We start from the raw sequence: 17538 nt of genomic DNA, 5'->3' as shown, positions 1-17538 counted from the left end.
CTAGAAGTCCAATTGCTGCCCGTCATCTTCAATCACGATATCTCCACCATACAGACACTTATGCGTACATTGACTGAGCAGGGCTGCTTTCCCTTCTACCTCGGTATCTCCCTTGCCATGCAGCCAGGGCATGGTCAAAACGGGCGTACACGGGGCTTTCTTGACTCCATAAATATCAACCATTGTACTGGTCTCTACAGCAGGATTCAGTAGATTGGAGCAGTTGCCGAAAGAACCGATATGTATGCCGGGAATGTAATCCTCGACCGTCATTTGTGCCTTGCCTTTAATATAAACCCCATGACTGAATGGAATTTTCAAACGTGTTCGTTGTGTGCCGCAGTTGCATTTCAAAATTGCGCCAGCAACGACATAGCTTTTAGGTGCATCTCCAGCACTTTGAATCTGCGTGTCTAATTCTTGTTTTAGCGCCATCTTACTCTCTCCCTTCTAAGCTGTTAGCTCCTGTTCCAGCTTCACCAGTCGAACACCTGTGATATCCCGACGCAGAATACTCTCTGCCAATGCAAGATTCACGATCATGACCGTTTCGCGCAGGTCCACTAATTGGAACAAAGGGACCTCTACCATTTCTCGTCTAAGAACGATCTGTTCCAAACTGCCGTCTATGCGCCGCTTTGTATGAGGTGACAGCACATTTGCAAGTTCTGGCGGATGAATCGCCCAATATATTTCCTGGGTCATACGCTCCCTGTCCGTAAGGACAGCCGCCCTGCGCTTCAGGCGGGGCTGATATAGCGTTAACACTTCAAGTAAACGATCTGATACGAGCGGAATCGGATGTTCCATATAATCCGTATAATCCACATGAACTCCACCGCGGACATTCAAGCTGATCGCCCTAAGATCGATGTTGGAATCCTGAAAAGCCTGACTCCATACCCTTCGCTGAAGTTCACCTACGGGCTCAGTCTCAGCGCGATGAATCCATCTCAAATCTGCCATTAAGCGAAAGTATTGGATAACCCTGTCCTCCCTTCGACATTGTCAAAAATCGCCCCTTCAATATTGGCATTACTCCACAGTGTATCTACCAGATTAGCTCCGCTGAAGTTGGCACCTCGAAGGTCAGCCCCTCTAAAATCTGCTCCTTTCAGGTTTGAATTCTTGAAGTTAACTGCATCATACCCAGGTCCCTGTACAAGTCCCTCTGGGCGTCCTATATCTCCAACTACACCTCTGAATACAGCCCCTTGTAGGGAGCAACCACTGAAATCCGCTCCATAAATAAGACTATTTGAGAAGTTCACCCCTTCCATTTCACAATTCCGCCAGCGTGTGCCCACAAGCATGCAACGTTGAAAATCGGTCAATTTCAAATCTATATTCTCAAATCTGCTGAAACGAAAGTCCAAGTCGCTGCACTCCATTTCCGACATACTCAGTCCTTGAAAATACGCATACATGACAGCAATACCATTGCTTTCCTCCAGTTCCTCGCCAATTTCTTCAATGCTTCGCTCTCTCTGATCCAATCGGAATACGCATTCGCTCGCATCAAGATACTCCCCTACACGTACTTCGAAGTTATGTTCAAGTTTCATTTGCAAATGCAATTCCATGTCTTCTAGCAAATAGCCGCATCGTCGGATGAAATAGACGAGATACCGGTTCACCAAAGGTACCTGCTGCAACCGAATACCTTCCAGTTCCACAGCCGTCACGGCACCTTGATAAGAAGCTAAAGTCTGTTTCAATCTTTCGATCATCCGTTCTACACATTCATAGGCCCATTGTGCAGAATAGAACGCTCGAACTGGCCTGCGGTCCAGCAACCACGACGAATCACAAGCCTCAACCAGCACATTCATCGCCCCACCCAGTACTTCCGTTCGCAATATAGAGTACTGGATGTAGGCGATTTTCTCTTTTGTCCTAACCTCTTGAGCAAGCGCAACTTCTTTAATAAACTCTCTGAAATGTTCCATATATTCTGCCGTCAATTCGGTTGATCTGCTCTCTAATGTACGCCTTAAATCCTCCATCAGCCTGACTCGCTCTGGCTCCACCTGATCGGCATAAAAGTGCTTCAACGAATCCTTTCGGTTCATTTGCTCCCCCCTCCCTCGACTACAAATACATATGTTTAGTTGGATTTCACCTCAGAACCACTCATCTGTGCCTGCCCATCCAATCGGAATGTCCCCCCTCCACCTTCAAGAAGTAACTGAGAACCGGCAGACAATATCATTTTCTTTCCTGCTTTCAGGGAAAGGCTGCCCCCTGCAGACATTGTGACTTGCTGGTTGCCCTTGATTTGAATGCCCTCATCTCCACTCAATCGGATAAACACTTCTCCTTCTTTTCCAGTGATAACAATGGAGTCTGGTGTCAGTCTAATCTCCTTGCCATGGGGTGTGCGAAAAATTTTGTGATCCGGATTGTTCAATTGGTTCGTTCCCGTCACCTGTGTATCTAGTCTGGGCGCTGGCGTAGCATACGCCTCTTCTTCATGCTGAGTTGGAAAATACACCGCCACCGGATCACCAATTTCTGGCATCACGTACCATCCGGTCCGCCCCTCAGAAATATAGGGAGACTGATACAGTAGCCATAGTCCATTCTCCGCTTCCTGTTCTTTATCACAATTCAGTTGTACTCTGACATGTCCGCCATGTACCGCAAATATGCGTCCCATTAATGAGCTTCCAGCAATCAGTGGATTGTAGTACGTCTTCTGTCGCAATCCTTTGTGAAGACTTAGCACGTATTTATGCTTTAAAATACCTCCGGCAAGTTCCGTATAAGCTTCCGTAAGATACAGACTTCTGCCTCGGAATGAGATATGGTGTCCCAGTTCCATAACTTGATCTGTCTCCACTTCGTATACAATGAAGTCACTTTCATTCACATTAACGGTCTCGTTCTCCGTGAAGTACATGAACGGAGTCATATTTTTGTGGACGGTATAACGTGTATTATCCAGCTCAATCGAGTTACCATGCTCATATACGCCGAAATAAAATTTGGGGCTGTCGAATTGAGCCGCAGGCATCAGACTCGTGTGAAATCGGGAAGCCAGTCTTCTGAGAAATGCCCAGTCTGTTTCCTGATATTGCACGGCAACCTTGCCAATCTTGGCTCCCCCGGTCCCCTCATCGATCACGTCCAGTCCCGGATAATCCTGATCCAGCTCCTTTAACAATTCAGGGAGCGTCATCTGGATGTTTTGAAACGTACGGGTTCGCTTTTTGACATCCATCAGGTACGTATGTGAGATTGCTTCAACCTGGAGCGTATATACGCCCCTCACAACCTGCACTTCTACAGATAAAGGAATGCCTTTGAATAGCGGACTTTTGTTCCCCTCCTCGTCCTTTTGCCACACTTCAATCGGGGTATTCTTATCCGTAACATCCACATAACGATCTTTCCATTCCTCGGATACCATACCTTTGAAAACAAGGCGGGTGTGCTCATTCATCTTTTTGCGGATTGTCAATTCTTGCAGATGTACTAGCTCATAAGGTTCAATAATCAGATTTTCATACGTCAGGCTCATGGACTCAGCTCCTCTCTAATTCATTTCGACAATGAGTGTATCCAGAAGTGTACCACCGGGTTCCATCCAATTTCTCTTCTCATCGTCCGTACAGTTAAAACCATAAACAAGGACTTTCTGATCTAAAATGGTGAACACCATATGGTTATAAATTTGATCATTCAACCCCTGAACAGCGAATTGGCAGTAACCCGTGGAAAGACCAGCATCCGTCACTCGAACACCGTGTTTTTTCCATTCTCGTACAGGTTGAGTTGCACGAATCACGTCAGCCATCGATTCCGTAAAGGAATTCAACTCTTCCGGAGCAAGACGATGATCCAATGTCTTGAACGTAAAGTTGACCGTTCCCGAATCATTGGTATAGATCCATTCAGGACGATGGGACGACGGATATTTTAACTGAGCTTCTCTTTCTGTCACCAAACGAAATGTGCGGGGAAGAGATACTGTAACCTTTCCCTCGTATAGCTCCGTTCTTCTCAGATGTATCGTTTCCTGTTCAAGGTGTATCATCGTTATTGGCTCGAATGGTTTAACTTCACTTGATTCAGCAGAGGCTTCAACATCTCTAGTCTCTGTTCCCTGATGAGGTTCACCGTTCAATATTTTGCCATATAACATCGGGATGATTTTGCGATCCATATGTTCCATAAACGAATTCCATCCTCCCATTCTCTTGAAAATTTCAATCCACAATCATACGATGTGGTCCACCCACCGGCATACCCGAACGTCCCGTTCCCCGACCTGCATTCGCGAGTATGCGATCCAGATATCGATGAATCTGCGCATTATCGTATTCTCTGTGCTCCAGCCCCAATCGACTGGCAATGTGATGCAAAATGACGCTACGTGCAACCGTTCCTTCATTGAGACACATCATGGCGAAGACCAGATCCTGGGGATCAGAGGTCCCCGTTCGAAGCAACCTCTCGGCATAATCCTTCATGACAACCGGAGATAAGGTGCTTGCTCCCTCGGCTGCATAAGGAACATGAATGACATGCAGCGTATTGAACTCCGTTGCCAAGTCGGCAAAGGTCTGATAGTCCCGCCGCAGCCGCGCCCCTTCCTTCAGCTTGAATCGAGCCAGCTCCAACTCTCTCGATGTGCACGTTGTCTCTTCATCCAAGAGCAGTTCCGAATGGCTTATCGTCATGTCACTCACGGTCTCCTCCGCGGTAAACCGAAGCTTCAGCACATTGACCCTTCCCGTAGCTTGGTATGCCAGTTCCATAGGTTCTGTCAACATATAAAGCCTTCCTTTATGCAGCACCATCCCAGGAGCAACGACCAGCTTGTCCGGGAACACGTCTACCTCTGCACCTGCAAGAATGCCATCTGCATGACCGCAATAGTACAGTTCGATATAGTCTCTGGGAAAATCGCGTAGTCCCTCCAACATGGATGTTTTCAGAATTCTTCCCTTGTTAAAATGCGGATACGAATATGTGAACATGAGCGATGTTCCTCCTTTCTGCTCGTGGTCCTCACTTCATTCCGTCAAAGAAGTCCAGTTCCGACAAGTCTGTTTCAAATGGAAGCAGCTTCTGCGATCCCAGATACAGCCGTTCATTTCTACGAGCTACAGGCAACACATGGAAGCCCCAATGACGATCATCCGGAAAGACAAAAAATTTTGTCTCTCCATTCACGATGGAATCCGTATCATCCTGCGGAATTTTATCTCCGTATCGATCCCGAATGTCTTCATAAAGCACCTCTTTATAGAAATCCGGACGGTTGGCATATACGAACTTCTGTCTCAACTGGCCATCACTTCCGCTAAGGTATAACTCCACTTCTGCCGTCTCGAATGGACGGGAAATGCTACCCGGAATGCCATCACTCCGATCCAGACTGCTGATCAGCATTTTTTCACGTCCATTATGCGTGTAGGCACTTACGGTATACGGAATTACAGCGGCATCATGCGTGATGTCGGCTTGAACGCTTCCCGTTTTGCGTGCACTCAGATAACGAATCGCCCCTCGAAGGCAGGCAAGTTTAAGATCAGGCACACGCCCTTCCGCAGGTTTTTGCCGAAACTCAATGCTTCTGCCTGGAACGAACTCTTTCAATGCTTCCCGAAATACATCAATTCGACAGGACTGACCTGTCAACTTGATAATCGAGTACTGGTTCATCCGCCCTTGCCGATAGAAATCATCCAAAAACTTGCGAACCACCTCATAGATATCGGCCTTAATCAGCTGGGTAATTTCCTTGATATTGAACACCACATCGGGGAACTCATATTCATCCTTCAACTCCCCATTCCGTTCTACCGAGAGGAACCAACGCTCCATGGTGGTGATCTGCAGATCACTGTCCCCGTCGCCCTCCATCTCCGAGTGGAATCGGTTACGCAAGATGCCGGTTTTGCGGAAAAATTGTTGCTTCATCTCTTCTGCGATTTCCCACAGGAAGTAGAAGTTTCCTCTTACCCGCAAATACTCATCCCGTGAACGGTTCTCTCGACGCGCAAACGCAGTCGGGATGATGTGTTCTGCCTCCTCATAGCGTTGCTCCAGCTTCTGATAAACGGACTTCACACCCTCTTCGTCCACCTGACGGAACACATCCGCACCAGGTGCCTCAATCAGGCTATCAATATCCGTCACCTGACGGCGTCCGCTATAGTAGTCGGCGAATACAATTTTCATGAATTGCATAATACGATAGGTAATGTTGTGACCTCCGAAGTTCGTATCCCCATTTTCGTAGGTCGTATGGATATCGAGCTTGTACGCCATATGTCCATCCTCGATCGTAAAGGCACAGGAGGATAAATCCGTCGTTCCACCGCCACAATCAATTACGAGCGCATGATACGTCTGCCCTTCCATGAAAGCACCACGTTCCATCCCGTCAGCAAGGGTGTTATAGAGCACAGCCATTCCCTCATCTAGCGCATACGTCTGCTCAATCCGATAATCCGGAAGCATCTCTCCGAACATCTGCAAAAACTGCACTTTCATCTTCACGGGACTCGTAAAGTGCACATGGCGAAACTTGCACTTGAACTGATGCTCTGCCGTTCGGATGATGTAATTCATGTACGCACGCAACAGGTCCATACGAGAAACCATAGCCGCATTGCCATGAACATCGACGATTTCTTCCATTTTGTTGTAATTGTTCACCCAGCGCTTCATGCTGCGGAAGACACTCGCCCGGCTGCTGTACCCTCCCCGACGCATGCTTCGCAACGCTTCATATCCGAACTCGTAACGAATGTTCGCTGGATCCGAGCACTCCGCCACACCGATTGCCGTAGGCAGGACCTCGATCCAGTCCGTATCTTTGTATGTAGGGTCGGGAAAAGCAACATAGTTGATGGCATCCATACGGACTCGTCCATTCAGCAAATCCTGGCTACTTGGCGCCTGAATATAACCGTTATGCAAATAGGCGCCTGCCGTCGTATTGGAGGTGCCAAAATCAATTGCAAGCACTGCTTCTGTCGGTTCAAGCTCCCGGATGTCCAGATCTGCCAGTGGGATTTGAGTATATTGAATATGAACCGGTGGAAGCGGTCTGCTGGAATAATAGATCTGATATAGATACTCCGAGTCGCGTTTCCGGAAAAAGAGGAGACTGTACTGTCTGTTGCCCGATTTCTTCCAGGTCGACCCACTTCCTGCCGTCAAATAAAAGGTTCCCGATACGGAGTCGTCCTTAACCAGGTTGAAGATGCCACACAGCTCCATGCTCTCATTGACTAAAAGTACGTTGGATTCGGTTAATCCACCCGGTGCCGTGACCACATATCGATCCAGCTTGTCCACGTTCAATCCTTCGTACAGAATCAGTCGGGCCGGTACACTAATGCCTCCATCACTGCTCATGGGCGCCGTCATATGACGAGAGATAGCCTTTTGTATACGCTCGAATCCGCCTTCAACAGACTGATCGATCCACAATACATCGTCCGCTCCCAGAAATTTTAAAATAATCCGAATCAGTTCTTCCCGTTCCGTCCGAGGGCCCAATCCCTCAATTAACCGTTCCTTGTAACAAATGTTTCGTAATTGGAATGTGGTCATGTCCATCAATTCTTCGCGCGTATAACGCATGGTTCCTCTGGAACGTTCCCTGCTCGTGGCATCAGGATACAATCGGTATGAATAGCCGTTCATCTATACTTCCTCCTTACAACTGCTGGTGCTGCTTAATATAGGGCAATCCCGTCCTGTATCATCGTATAGTCCACATCCAGAATGCCAAAATGATGCCCCCAGTATATTTCCGTGTCGAAACGAACCGGCAGAAAGAGTTCAAGAATCAGTTCCAGCTTCTCCTTCGCTTCCGTACGTTCTACCTGACCAATATACAAAAGCAATTCATCCTTTTCCTCACAATTGGCATAAAGGGTTGAACGCGGGAACATTCGAACAAGGGTATCCCTCAGCAGATGAACCGCCTCTCCCGTATCATACAAACGGAGCATATTGCAGGCGATCACTTCCTGCTCCTCCTGTCCGAACAGCTCCATTCGCCGCCGAACCCGATCCCCGTATACACCCGAATGCATATCCTTCAGAATGAAGCGAATATAATACTCCCTCTTGTTCATCCCCTGCATCAAATCCATATTCGCCAGAAAATGAATAACCAGATCAAAGAGCGCTTCCCGCAACTCCACCTGCTCTTCATTATTGATATCGAACAGGTCCCGGAAAATATCAAGAAAGCGATAATACGGATTGACTTCAACCGTGCCTTCCACGCCTGAAGCATTCAGGTTTGTCTGGCTAAGTTCCATATAAGGCGAATATACACGTGCTGGCACAAAGGTTACGTCGCGCAGATCGGTTCCATCACGTTTAGCTCGAATAATCAGATCCCAGATGTAATTCATGCTGTACTCACACCCATTCCCCTTCGCAGCAGTATTCGGGGAAAGCCAGCTGGATTTCGGATACCAGAAAGCTCAGCAGATCATCCAGAAAAATAGCCTGTAACGGCTGCTTCCCGTGTCTGCTGAACCTTAAAATCATTCGATGTTTATCTGTCTCAACACGGACATGGTCGCTAACAAATGCATTAAGTGGATACGTAATGCCCAAAGCGGGTCCTGGCGCCACGACTTGTACATCTTCCAGTTCCAATCCCTCTGCTGCCTGAAAAGCGTGAACCATGCGGGCAATCTCCCCTTTGGACCGCACAGAACGTCCTTCCTGACGTGCATATTTGCCGGCAAACCCTTCCCGTTTGTTATTGGAAAACAGTGGATAGTCCATTCTGCCAATTCGAGTTGCGACAGGACCGGCTATTTTCAGCACCGTCCATGAATCGGATTTTTCCAGTGGTGATACGATGGTGATATCTTCTTCCGATCTTTTGATATACCGAATATGCGATTCGTCTCCATCCACCAGATATCCGTGTTCCGTTCCGGTTTTGCGGAGTGGCAACACATGTTCATAATTGATTCGGTCCGAAGCCGGAACAGGGAATCCACCCGTTTTCATATCCAACTTCTGGATGTTCCACAGCGGAATCATATTGGTTCTTTTATAAGACTCGAACTCCTCCAGATGGATGGAAAGTTCCTTGACCGTATGTTGTTTGTCCCATGCCTCTCCGTCATCCGAACCCACTAGAACACAATCAACGAATTTGAAGAAATAAGGTGCATTAATCGATTTCCATGGCAGGCTGTTTTTACGAAAGACCCGGTACAATTCATCAACTTTAGAGATATACGCTGTACTTGATTTCAACCGAACCGCTATGGCATGTCTGCCTTCATTGGTTACAATCTCCCCGCGAAATGTCCGATTACTGTTCAGCAGAGATTGGAGTTCCTGTTGCCCGCATTCCATGTAGAATGTGAACAATTTCATCTCTTCCTGACGCGCCAGTGCCTCTGAAGCCTCACTCAAATAGACAGTCTGTGGTTCATCATCCTCAGGAATGATCGGGTACAGAAATTCATGAATAGGGTCCAGATCTTCCCGCGCGCATAATGTGACATAAACATCATGACGTTCCTCCTGCGGCAACACCTCATCGAAAACCCGTTGCTCAATTTGCTTATTCAGCGTCTCCTGATACTCCACAAGATTAAGAAAAACGCCTGTCATGAGATCTTTGAGCATGCGGCGTTGTTCCAGATCCTCCATCTTGTTAAGACGGTCACGAATCATGTCTTTCATCATGAATCTCCTCCTTCCGATGATTCCTGTTCGTTCACGTCAGCCTCCGTAGTGTCGGTGCTTCCGTCAGCCTTGGAGGCAGAATTACTGCTAGCATTACTTGTCGTTTTTCCAGAAGAAGCACCTGAGCCAGAAGCATCCGCATTGCCATTTCCAGCCGAGGTGACATCACCAGTGGAAGAACCGTTCCCCACTGTATTGCCTGCGCCCATACTTCCGGTACTGCCGGTCATATCCGAGGTCATTCCCGATGTGTTTCCTGTATCTAATCCTGCCGTATCCTGCGTAAGATCAGCCGCCGATACAGGTGGGTTCAATTTTTCATCCAGCTTGTTTATTTTCCGCTCCATGGCCAGCACGCGTTCCAGCATATCAATCTCCTGATATATTTCCTGTGCCGAAGCATAGGCATCCATCGCTCCGCTATAGTCTCCAGCTTCATTGAAGCGGTCGCCCTTCTGTTCCAGCGTATCTGCCTGAAGCTGCCGGGATTGCCGCTTGATATCTGCACGTTTGGTCTCGGCCGTCTCCAGTTGAGTACCTATTTCCTTCAGCGCATCTTTGTAGCCTGTCTCCGTGGCAGCTGTTCTCGCCCTTTTATACAAAATGATTGCTCCACTGTAATCCCCATTCTGGAGTTTCAGGTTCCCCTCCGTGATCCAATCCTGTACTTGCTGGAAGATGGTCATCTGCTCCAAACGCTGCTGAATTACTTCCCGGTTGAACATGCTATAAGATTCGGACAATTCCAAAGCTTTGGTGTAACTGGCGGTTGCTTTGGTAATGTCCCCTTCTTTCAGATGAGCTTCTCCATCGACCAGCGTCTGGGCAGCAGACATTTTCTGGGTTAACCATTTTTTATGTATCGGGTCTTTGATTTTGATGGAATTATTGCGGGCAAGACTGTAGTCTGAAACCGCCTTGGCATACTCTTGTTCCTTGACATATTGATCTGCATTTTGTTCATATTGCAGCATGTCTACGGCCAATTCGGCTTTTTTGGCCGCACTTTTAACCGCGAAGAATATACCGGCTCCACCCAAAATCAGAAACATAATCAGCATGATGGCAATCCGTTTAATCCACTTCTTACGATTCTTGGGCTCTTCATGAAAAATCTTATTCACATAGATGACTGCAGCACTATAATTCTCGATACGGGTACGCTGCTTACTAAGCATCACCTCTTCAAGTGTATCCACCAGCGTTTGCGGGTCGTTTGCCTCTTCAACCGCATCGATCATCTCGGCATCCTGAACACCTTCCCATAGTCCAGGGGTACAGAGCACAAGCAGATCACCATCGGCAAGTTTGATCTTATCCGATACATACGGTTTGATCATGCCAGGTTTACCCGCATATTCATTCAGATTTCCGCGTTCATCATGCTGATCCACACGATCCTCTGCAATCTTTCCTTCACTTGCCAGTTGAGCAGCAACGCTATGATCCTTGCTTTTTAAAGCAAGCCGATTTCCACGAAAATGATACAATCGGCTGTGTCCGGCAGATGCCCACACCATGCGTGTATAATCTGTCACAACAATGACAAACCCGGCTTTGAGTCTTACTCGGCGGCTCTCATACTGCAACCATTCATGTGCTATCTTGATATACTCCGTTAATTTGCGTTTGGACATGGTTGGCTTTTCCAAAAAGGATTCCAGAATGGTCTGCACTGTGATCTGGGCGCTATTCACTTCCGTATCTGTATCCAGACCATCTGCAATGACATAACAGGCCCAATCTTCTAGCTCGACACAACCATAAAAATCCCGATTCTTCAGGAAAGAACCGGCTTCCGAGACAAAAGCCGTCTTGAATTCACTGTTCTCCTTCCTCATCCGTTACCATCCTTGCTCCAAAATGATAATCGTGGCATTATCCTGATGCACGAGTTGTTTCTCTTCAATCAAATCAATAATGGTCTGGGCTGCGTCAAATGGCGGAATGTCTTTCGCCAGTATAGTCTCCAGTTCCATTTCGGTAAGGGAGTTGTATACCCCGTCACTGCACAACACAATCTTATCCTTTGGCTGCAGTGTAAACGGCTCGTCCGCAATTTCCATTTGTTTGAAGTGGTCATACCCCAAATAGTTGACCAGCCTTTTGCGCTGTGGATTATGCAACGCTTCCTGCTCCGATATTTCTCCAGACATATACTGTTCTTCAAGTTGGGTTTCCAGCGTGTGTTTGTGATTAATGGTAAGCAGCTCCCCTTTACGAAACACGGCCAAAATACTGTCTCCTACCGCCCCCCAATACAGCTCTTTGCCCTTAATCATGGCTGATACCAACGTTGTTCCTCCAGGAACGCCACGCAAATTGCGAAGAATGGCCTGATTTGCAGTATGGGAAGAAGTATTCCAAAATTCTTCAGGATCAGGAAACCTCTCCAGCTCTTCAAACTCGCGAATCAATGTTTCTACAGCAGTCGTACTGGCTAACTTCCCGCCAGATAAGCCGCTAATTCCATCGGCAAGCACCGCGAGTACACCATAAGACTGCACAGCACAAGCAAAATAATCATCCTGCTCACTTCGAGCACCCATGGTCTGTCCATTCCCGATCTGAATCCCCACCTGTCTATCGTCACACTGCCTTACCGGAATACGACTTCGGACGAATAATAACAACCAGATCGACAAACAGCCTGCTGCAATAACCCAATATGGCGTTAGCTCTTTGTCGTTCCACAAGATCATGAAGGTATTCACTGCTGCTCCCATTCAAAATGCACACCGCATAATGGAATGAAAATGAATTTGCTACGTCCCAATTGAATGACGTCGTAGGCAGCCAGTTCCACCGGAGAATAGACTGCTTCATTGTTGTGATAGGCAAGACCGGAAGCATCACCAGGCAGCAGATAAAAATTTCTTTTTTTGGGGTCATATACAATGACAGCATGATTACGCCGGGAAATGGTGTTATCCCCAAGGATGCGAACATGCATCTCTTCAGATCGTCCAATAAAGTTCTTCTCAGCCATAATTCGATAATCCTGGCCCATCTGTGGACCTTCGATGCACACCATCCACCCTGTTACCGGTTCAATTCCTGTCGTTTCTCCCAGGTATGGCATTGTTCTATCTTCCTCTGATGTGCGAGGTGCGCGTGGAATCACTCCCGCTGCTTCAGGATTGCCGGACGCTGGTGACTCGACAGCCAGATTACAGTATGGGCACGTATTTCCGTGCCGTCTCGTGCTGAACATATGTCCGTTTCCACATCTCGTCAGACTCATTTCTATTCATTCCCCCGTAAGTTTGTATAATGGTACGCCAACGTTATTTCATTTCACCAAAATTCGGGTATTGGCAATATAAATTAGGTCCCCTGCCTCGATCAGGCTCGGTTCTTCGATTTCCAATTTGGATGATTTGCTTTGATTCCTCTTACGCACGCCTACGCCGCTGGCCGAATCAATATCCTCGATGAACCACTGGCCTGAAGCTTTATTCAGCACAGCATGTTGCGGGCTGATAAGAGAGGCATATGGAGTATCGGACAGATCAATGTCCGCCTCACTGTTCCTTGAACTTTTTCCAATCAATACACTTGTCTCACCCTGAATGTACCATTCCTTGACGCTTGTACCATCGTCGTCCAAAAGCACGAGTTTCACCACACGTGAAGGCAACATCTTCTTTTTCCCCTTGGTGGCAGGTATGTATTTAAAAAACAGGTATGCTCCCCCGGAAAGAACTACAATACTTCCAGCTATCCACTGAGCGCTTATGTCCCGGTTAATGATGAATATATAGTACAGTACGGCTAACGATATGATGGCGATACACACGTCAAGCCCTATTGTCATTATCGACCTTCCTCGTTTCACTTCCATAACCTCCGCCTGAACCGGCACGATCCATTACAGGCCACCGGCTTACTTTTTTCGAACCCCGAAGTATCGATCAAACATGGCAGACATATCCATTCCCTTGTTTGGATCGGCTTTGCCACTGTTTGAATTCTCCTTGCTCTTGGAGCGATAGCCAAAAAATTGTTCAAATTGCTCCTGCATTCGTGATGGATCAGACCATACCTTCTCGGGATTGATAGCTCCGTTGTTTGTATATCCACTCTTTCTTTGTGCATTGCTGGATGCTGCATCTCCTGCCTTTTGTCGATCCGTAGAAGATTGAGATTGCTGATGTTGATTGTACGCTGCCCTTAACTCGGAATTTCCGAGTGTGCTGTAAGCCTCATGTACTTGTTTGAAGCGTGCTTCGGCCTGAGAATCTCCCTTATTGACATCTGGGTGGAATTTTTTGGCCAATTGACGATATGCCTTCTTGATCTGCTCCGGAGAAGCTTCACGTTCTACACCGAGAACGGCATAATAATCTTTCATCGTATGCACTCCTGTCTCTCTGCCGTAATCTGTGTAAATAAAGATTAAGGGGCACGAATGCCCCTTAACATCACAGCGTTATTCTGGGCCAGTCATTACTGAACCGGAACTTCAGCGCCCCACTTTATAGCGGGAAGCCACCTTCAATTTTAGTCAATTCAGTTTTGTCTTTTTTCTGTTTGATGTAGAGACTGAATTCACCCACACCTTCGGTATCCCCGAAGCGCTCTGTGTAATCCACAACAAACGCATTCGGCATGTGAATTTTACGTACCACTTGATCAGCTGCGACTACTTCCAGGGTTACTTTACGGTAGCAATCTGCTTTCTCAGCTGGAACGAGGGACCACAGTGCAAGTTTCATCGTGTCATCAGCGTTGTCACCGTCTGTTGCTGTAATAATTTTGCCGCTGATGCGAAGTGTTGCACCTACATCTGTGGATCTGGCATTGGAATCATCCGGTGTATCGGTGTCATACACTACTGACTGGATATTATCCATTCCCAATTCGATTGTTTCTGCGCCTTCTACTTTCAATACAAAACCCATGAATAAAAACCTCCTTAAAATTAGAAAAACAATGTGTCCGGCACACTCTCCCTACTAGGCAAAGGTACCGGAATATATGTATAAGGTCAGCCAATAAAGGCCGCCTTTAACACCAAATTAATATCTATATCTCGTTGTTTAAAGAACTGAATCTGATATTCAAACGTAGTTCTTTCCTAAACCATTACGCTTTCATCGCGCTAGTTCCTTTGGTAATCATGACCTCCAGATTCTTCACGTTTCCATTGAATACCAGATCGATGTGACACATATTGCTCTTTTCATCGATGATGAAGCTCATGTCATCACCTTCCTGAATGATCGAATTGATCGACCCTCGGGTTCCCAGCCACCGGCTTTTCTGACTGCTCGGATTGTTACTGAAGAATTTGACGATATTTTCATGCTTGAAATCACCAGTCTGGAAACGGAGCAAGCGTTCAATATACGTACTTACGAGAGTTTTATACAAGGAATCAAATCCATCTTCGGACATCGCCATGCTTCTCGCTTTGTATACCGTGATCCGCTTGATATCGACATCCTGTATTTGAGCATTTTCCGATGAGAAAATAAATCCAAAGTTCTTTCGGTTGATCGAATCCTTGATGGTGTTCGTAAATCCGGATATTTCTTTGGTCATCGTGGTAACTACACGCAGACTATTATCGCCAGCTTCAATATCGAAACGAACACCTGGATAATCCCTGTTCACGGTTTTGAATGCTCCGCGCAGATACTCTGGGCACTGATATGCAGCCACAATCCCGGCAGCTACATAAGACGCACCAACGTATACTCCTTCAATCCATAGCTTCAAAATGTCTTCTTTCTCCTTGGATAGTTCCACACCATTCTCTGTCTGGAGCATACGACTATCGATAACGACACCGGACTTTTCTTTCGGAATAATGGTGAAATTAGGAGCACTTGGAATGGCGAATTCGCTGTAGTCCTTTCGAGTCAATACCGCGCATTTATCGATATATTTATCGATACCTGCGGTAGCCATACTGCTAAATGTAGTTTCTTCTCCAGATTCAAAGCTGAAGAATACCTGCACTTTGTAATCCTTAACAACTTGCAGGAGCATAGATAGAGATTCCATGCTGTTTCCGTCTTGTTTAACGACTTTCTCGTTACCACGGAAACGGGATCGGCTGACTTGAACTTGTCCCGTTTTCTCCAATTCAACAGAAGGCACAATACCAAACCAAATGGTGTCTGTAAAATCATTCTTCGCATTGACTGTGTTGAGATAGGTCTCCAGCCGCGGAATGTTGCTGCTCTTGACAAGCATATCCAGCTTGGCATTTGCAATCAGCATGGAAGGCAGCATCCCTTTGTTCTTGGTTGCATATTGATCAAAGAACATTTTGACACCCAAAATTTTCTCAACCAGCGGTTTTACAGTTTTTACAAAGTCATCCTTGGCGTTCTTGTAAAATTCAAGGTATGTATTGTAATTCTGTACCTCAACTGCCGTATCCACATCCGTCTGAACTGCAGGCAGTGGGCAGAATGTACGAACCACCAGATCCTGTACATATGGTGAAGGCGCCTCTGAGAGTGAGTTATAATCTTCGGCAAACACCTGAGTCAGCTCCGTACTTGTCGATTCATCAAGTAGCATTAACTCGTTGTTATCACCCTTTGGAGCTTCGATAATTTTCAATTCTCCGCTCTCACCAATCGTAAGTTGTCCTACCTGAATCGCTTCAGAAGAAGTTTCTTCTTGAGCGCGGCCTAACAACAAGCGAGTTTTGATATCTTCGATAGCTAGTGGCAGCATCGCCATCACGTTGTTATAGTTCCGGCTGGCATCTTCAAACATGACATTAAGTTTATCCCCGACGTCCAATTTCTTAGGGTCTCCGTCATCCAGCTTCTCATACTGGTTGTACATGTAATGAATTTCTTTCCGCACCTGCCGAATATCATCCATAACCTTTTTCGGTGAGATCATATCCAGTAAATTTTCAAACTTGAAATCTACATTCGTAATACCTTGACTTCGTTTAGTATCAATCAAAGTAAACAGCATTCGCAAAAAGTCATTGCTATGATCAACTTTGATCTCGGAGATGGCTTCATCCGGAATACCCTCCGGCTTTGTGAGCGTATACATGACCTTCTGGTTTACTGCATTGAAGAAGGAATACACACTAGGAGAAAACTTGTCCAAAAACTCATCGAAGCTTCGCACAAGCAAGTGCTCGTTAATCTCCTTGATCTTGTCATCATTCAAGCTGTCGATCCCTTTTACATCACCGACTATCGTAATCAAATCCATTTTCTCAGGATTGATCTCTTCAAAAAGCATCGTTCGGTTCGTTTGATTAATAATATCCATTCAGGCAACATCCCCCGATTGTTAGTTCATTCGGGCGAATGTTTTCCCCCCTCCATCATTTTTTGACACTCCGCACACTCTATCAGCCTTTAGACACGATGAAGTAGACTCACCTTTTCAGGCGATATACGGTCCAATAGAACGAGCTGTCAACATACGACTGGAACTTATGTACCAGATTATGCCGTTTGCTTTGGAGATTTATGGAATCAATCTTAATCATCAGCAATATGTTTTGTCAATATTCCTATATATAGGTCTAAAAGATCATTTTTGAAACTTAGATACACCTATAGAACTAATTTCCATAATTCACTTCACTTCCCTTCAGAGCATGCCGATGTATAAAGAATATCCTATAATTTGGATGATATTGAATGATTTAAAACTAATGGAGTTTTACCCCTGATCAAGAGATAAGCACCTTAAATTATGCAATGTTGCAGTATTATTCATTTGTCAAAACTACGCATAACGGAGCTTTATCGTGCACCAAAAAGCAACTTAACAAAACAAGTTTAATTTCTGGCAACAGTATTCAAAACAGGAAGGAGATTCAATGCCTCAAAATGATACCGCTAAAATTCA

General features: G+C 46.2%; 16 protein-coding genes. All 16 read right to left on the bottom strand.

Annotated features, from left to right (window positions below; translation table 11 throughout):
• On the bottom strand, positions 1-435 hold the full coding sequence (locus AB4Z30_RS25690) for a DUF4280 domain-containing protein (protein WP_192269236.1): 435 nt from the start codon (positions 433-435) through the stop codon (positions 1-3).
• A 15-nt stretch (positions 436-450) separates the two neighbouring features.
• Positions 451-957 carry a hypothetical protein gene (locus AB4Z30_RS25685; protein ID WP_441930272.1) on the bottom strand — a complete coding sequence of 169 codons (507 nt, stop codon included), beginning with the start codon at positions 955-957 and terminating at the stop codon, positions 451-453.
• A gap of 8 nt (positions 958-965) precedes the next feature.
• Positions 966-2072, bottom strand: a complete 1107-nt coding sequence (locus AB4Z30_RS25680) for a pentapeptide repeat-containing protein (RefSeq protein ID WP_441930271.1) — start codon at positions 2070-2072, stop codon at positions 966-968.
• 35 nt (positions 2073-2107) lie between these two features.
• On the bottom strand, positions 2108-3523 hold the full coding sequence (locus tag AB4Z30_RS25675) for a phage baseplate assembly protein V (RefSeq protein ID WP_062835598.1): 1416 nt from the start codon (positions 3521-3523) through the stop codon (positions 2108-2110).
• A gap of 15 nt (positions 3524-3538) precedes the next feature.
• On the bottom strand, positions 3539-4177 hold the full coding sequence (locus tag AB4Z30_RS25670) for a hypothetical protein (protein WP_441930270.1): 639 nt from the start codon (positions 4175-4177) through the stop codon (positions 3539-3541).
• Between the two features lie 34 nt (positions 4178-4211).
• Positions 4212-4985 carry a DNA and RNA helicase gene (locus AB4Z30_RS25665; RefSeq protein ID WP_441930269.1) on the bottom strand — a complete coding sequence of 258 codons (774 nt, stop codon included), beginning with the start codon at positions 4983-4985 and terminating at the stop codon, positions 4212-4214.
• A 31-nt stretch (positions 4986-5016) separates the two neighbouring features.
• The gene (locus AB4Z30_RS25660) at positions 5017-7668 is read right to left on the bottom strand and encodes a molecular chaperone (RefSeq protein WP_441930268.1); all 2652 of its coding nucleotides are present in this window, start codon (positions 7666-7668) and stop codon (positions 5017-5019) included.
• A 32-nt stretch (positions 7669-7700) separates the two neighbouring features.
• Complete coding sequence (locus AB4Z30_RS25655) at positions 7701-8390, bottom strand: iron-dependent peroxidase (RefSeq protein WP_441930267.1); 690 nt, start codon at positions 8388-8390, stop codon at positions 7701-7703.
• A 7-nt stretch (positions 8391-8397) separates the two neighbouring features.
• The gene (locus AB4Z30_RS25650; protein WP_441930282.1) at positions 8398-9690 is read right to left on the bottom strand and encodes a normocyte-binding protein; all 1293 of its coding nucleotides are present in this window, start codon (positions 9688-9690) and stop codon (positions 8398-8400) included.
• Positions 9690-11534 carry a serine/threonine protein phosphatase gene (locus tag AB4Z30_RS25645; protein ID WP_441930266.1) on the bottom strand — a complete coding sequence of 615 codons (1845 nt, stop codon included), beginning with the start codon at positions 11532-11534 and terminating at the stop codon, positions 9690-9692. The genes AB4Z30_RS25650 and AB4Z30_RS25645 overlap by 1 nt, the downstream gene beginning before the upstream one ends.
• Before the next feature lie 3 nt (positions 11535-11537).
• Positions 11538-12419 (bottom strand): PP2C family protein-serine/threonine phosphatase, encoded by an 882-nt coding sequence (locus AB4Z30_RS25640; protein WP_441930265.1) that lies wholly within the window; start codon positions 12417-12419, stop codon positions 11538-11540.
• The gene (locus tag AB4Z30_RS25635; RefSeq protein ID WP_441930264.1) at positions 12404-12937 is read right to left on the bottom strand and encodes an FHA domain-containing protein; all 534 of its coding nucleotides are present in this window, start codon (positions 12935-12937) and stop codon (positions 12404-12406) included. Before AB4Z30_RS25635 ends, AB4Z30_RS25640 begins: the two co-directional genes overlap by 16 nt.
• A 48-nt stretch (positions 12938-12985) precedes the next feature.
• A complete protein-coding gene (locus tag AB4Z30_RS25630) occupies positions 12986-13510 on the bottom strand; it encodes an FHA domain-containing protein (RefSeq protein ID WP_441930263.1) in 525 nt (174 codons plus the stop codon).
• A gap of 69 nt (positions 13511-13579) precedes the next feature.
• Positions 13580-14047 (bottom strand): J domain-containing protein, encoded by a 468-nt coding sequence (locus AB4Z30_RS25625; RefSeq protein WP_441930262.1) that lies wholly within the window; start codon positions 14045-14047, stop codon positions 13580-13582.
• 124 nt (positions 14048-14171) lie between these two features.
• Positions 14172-14597 carry a membrane-associated protease 1 gene (locus AB4Z30_RS25620; protein ID WP_441930261.1) on the bottom strand — a complete coding sequence of 142 codons (426 nt, stop codon included), beginning with the start codon at positions 14595-14597 and terminating at the stop codon, positions 14172-14174.
• A 184-nt stretch (positions 14598-14781) separates the two neighbouring features.
• Positions 14782-16950, bottom strand: coding sequence for a transcriptional regulator (locus AB4Z30_RS25615; RefSeq protein ID WP_441930260.1), 2169 nt, complete (start codon positions 16948-16950; stop codon positions 14782-14784).
• Between the last annotated feature and the right edge of the window lie 588 nt (positions 16951-17538).

The organism is Paenibacillus sp. 2TAF8 (assembly GCF_052114825.1).
Lineage (GTDB): Bacteria > Bacillota > Bacilli > Paenibacillales > Paenibacillaceae > Paenibacillus.
The sequence above is the reverse complement of the archived record's forward strand: the minus strand, read 5'-3'. Positions and strand labels throughout refer to the sequence as shown.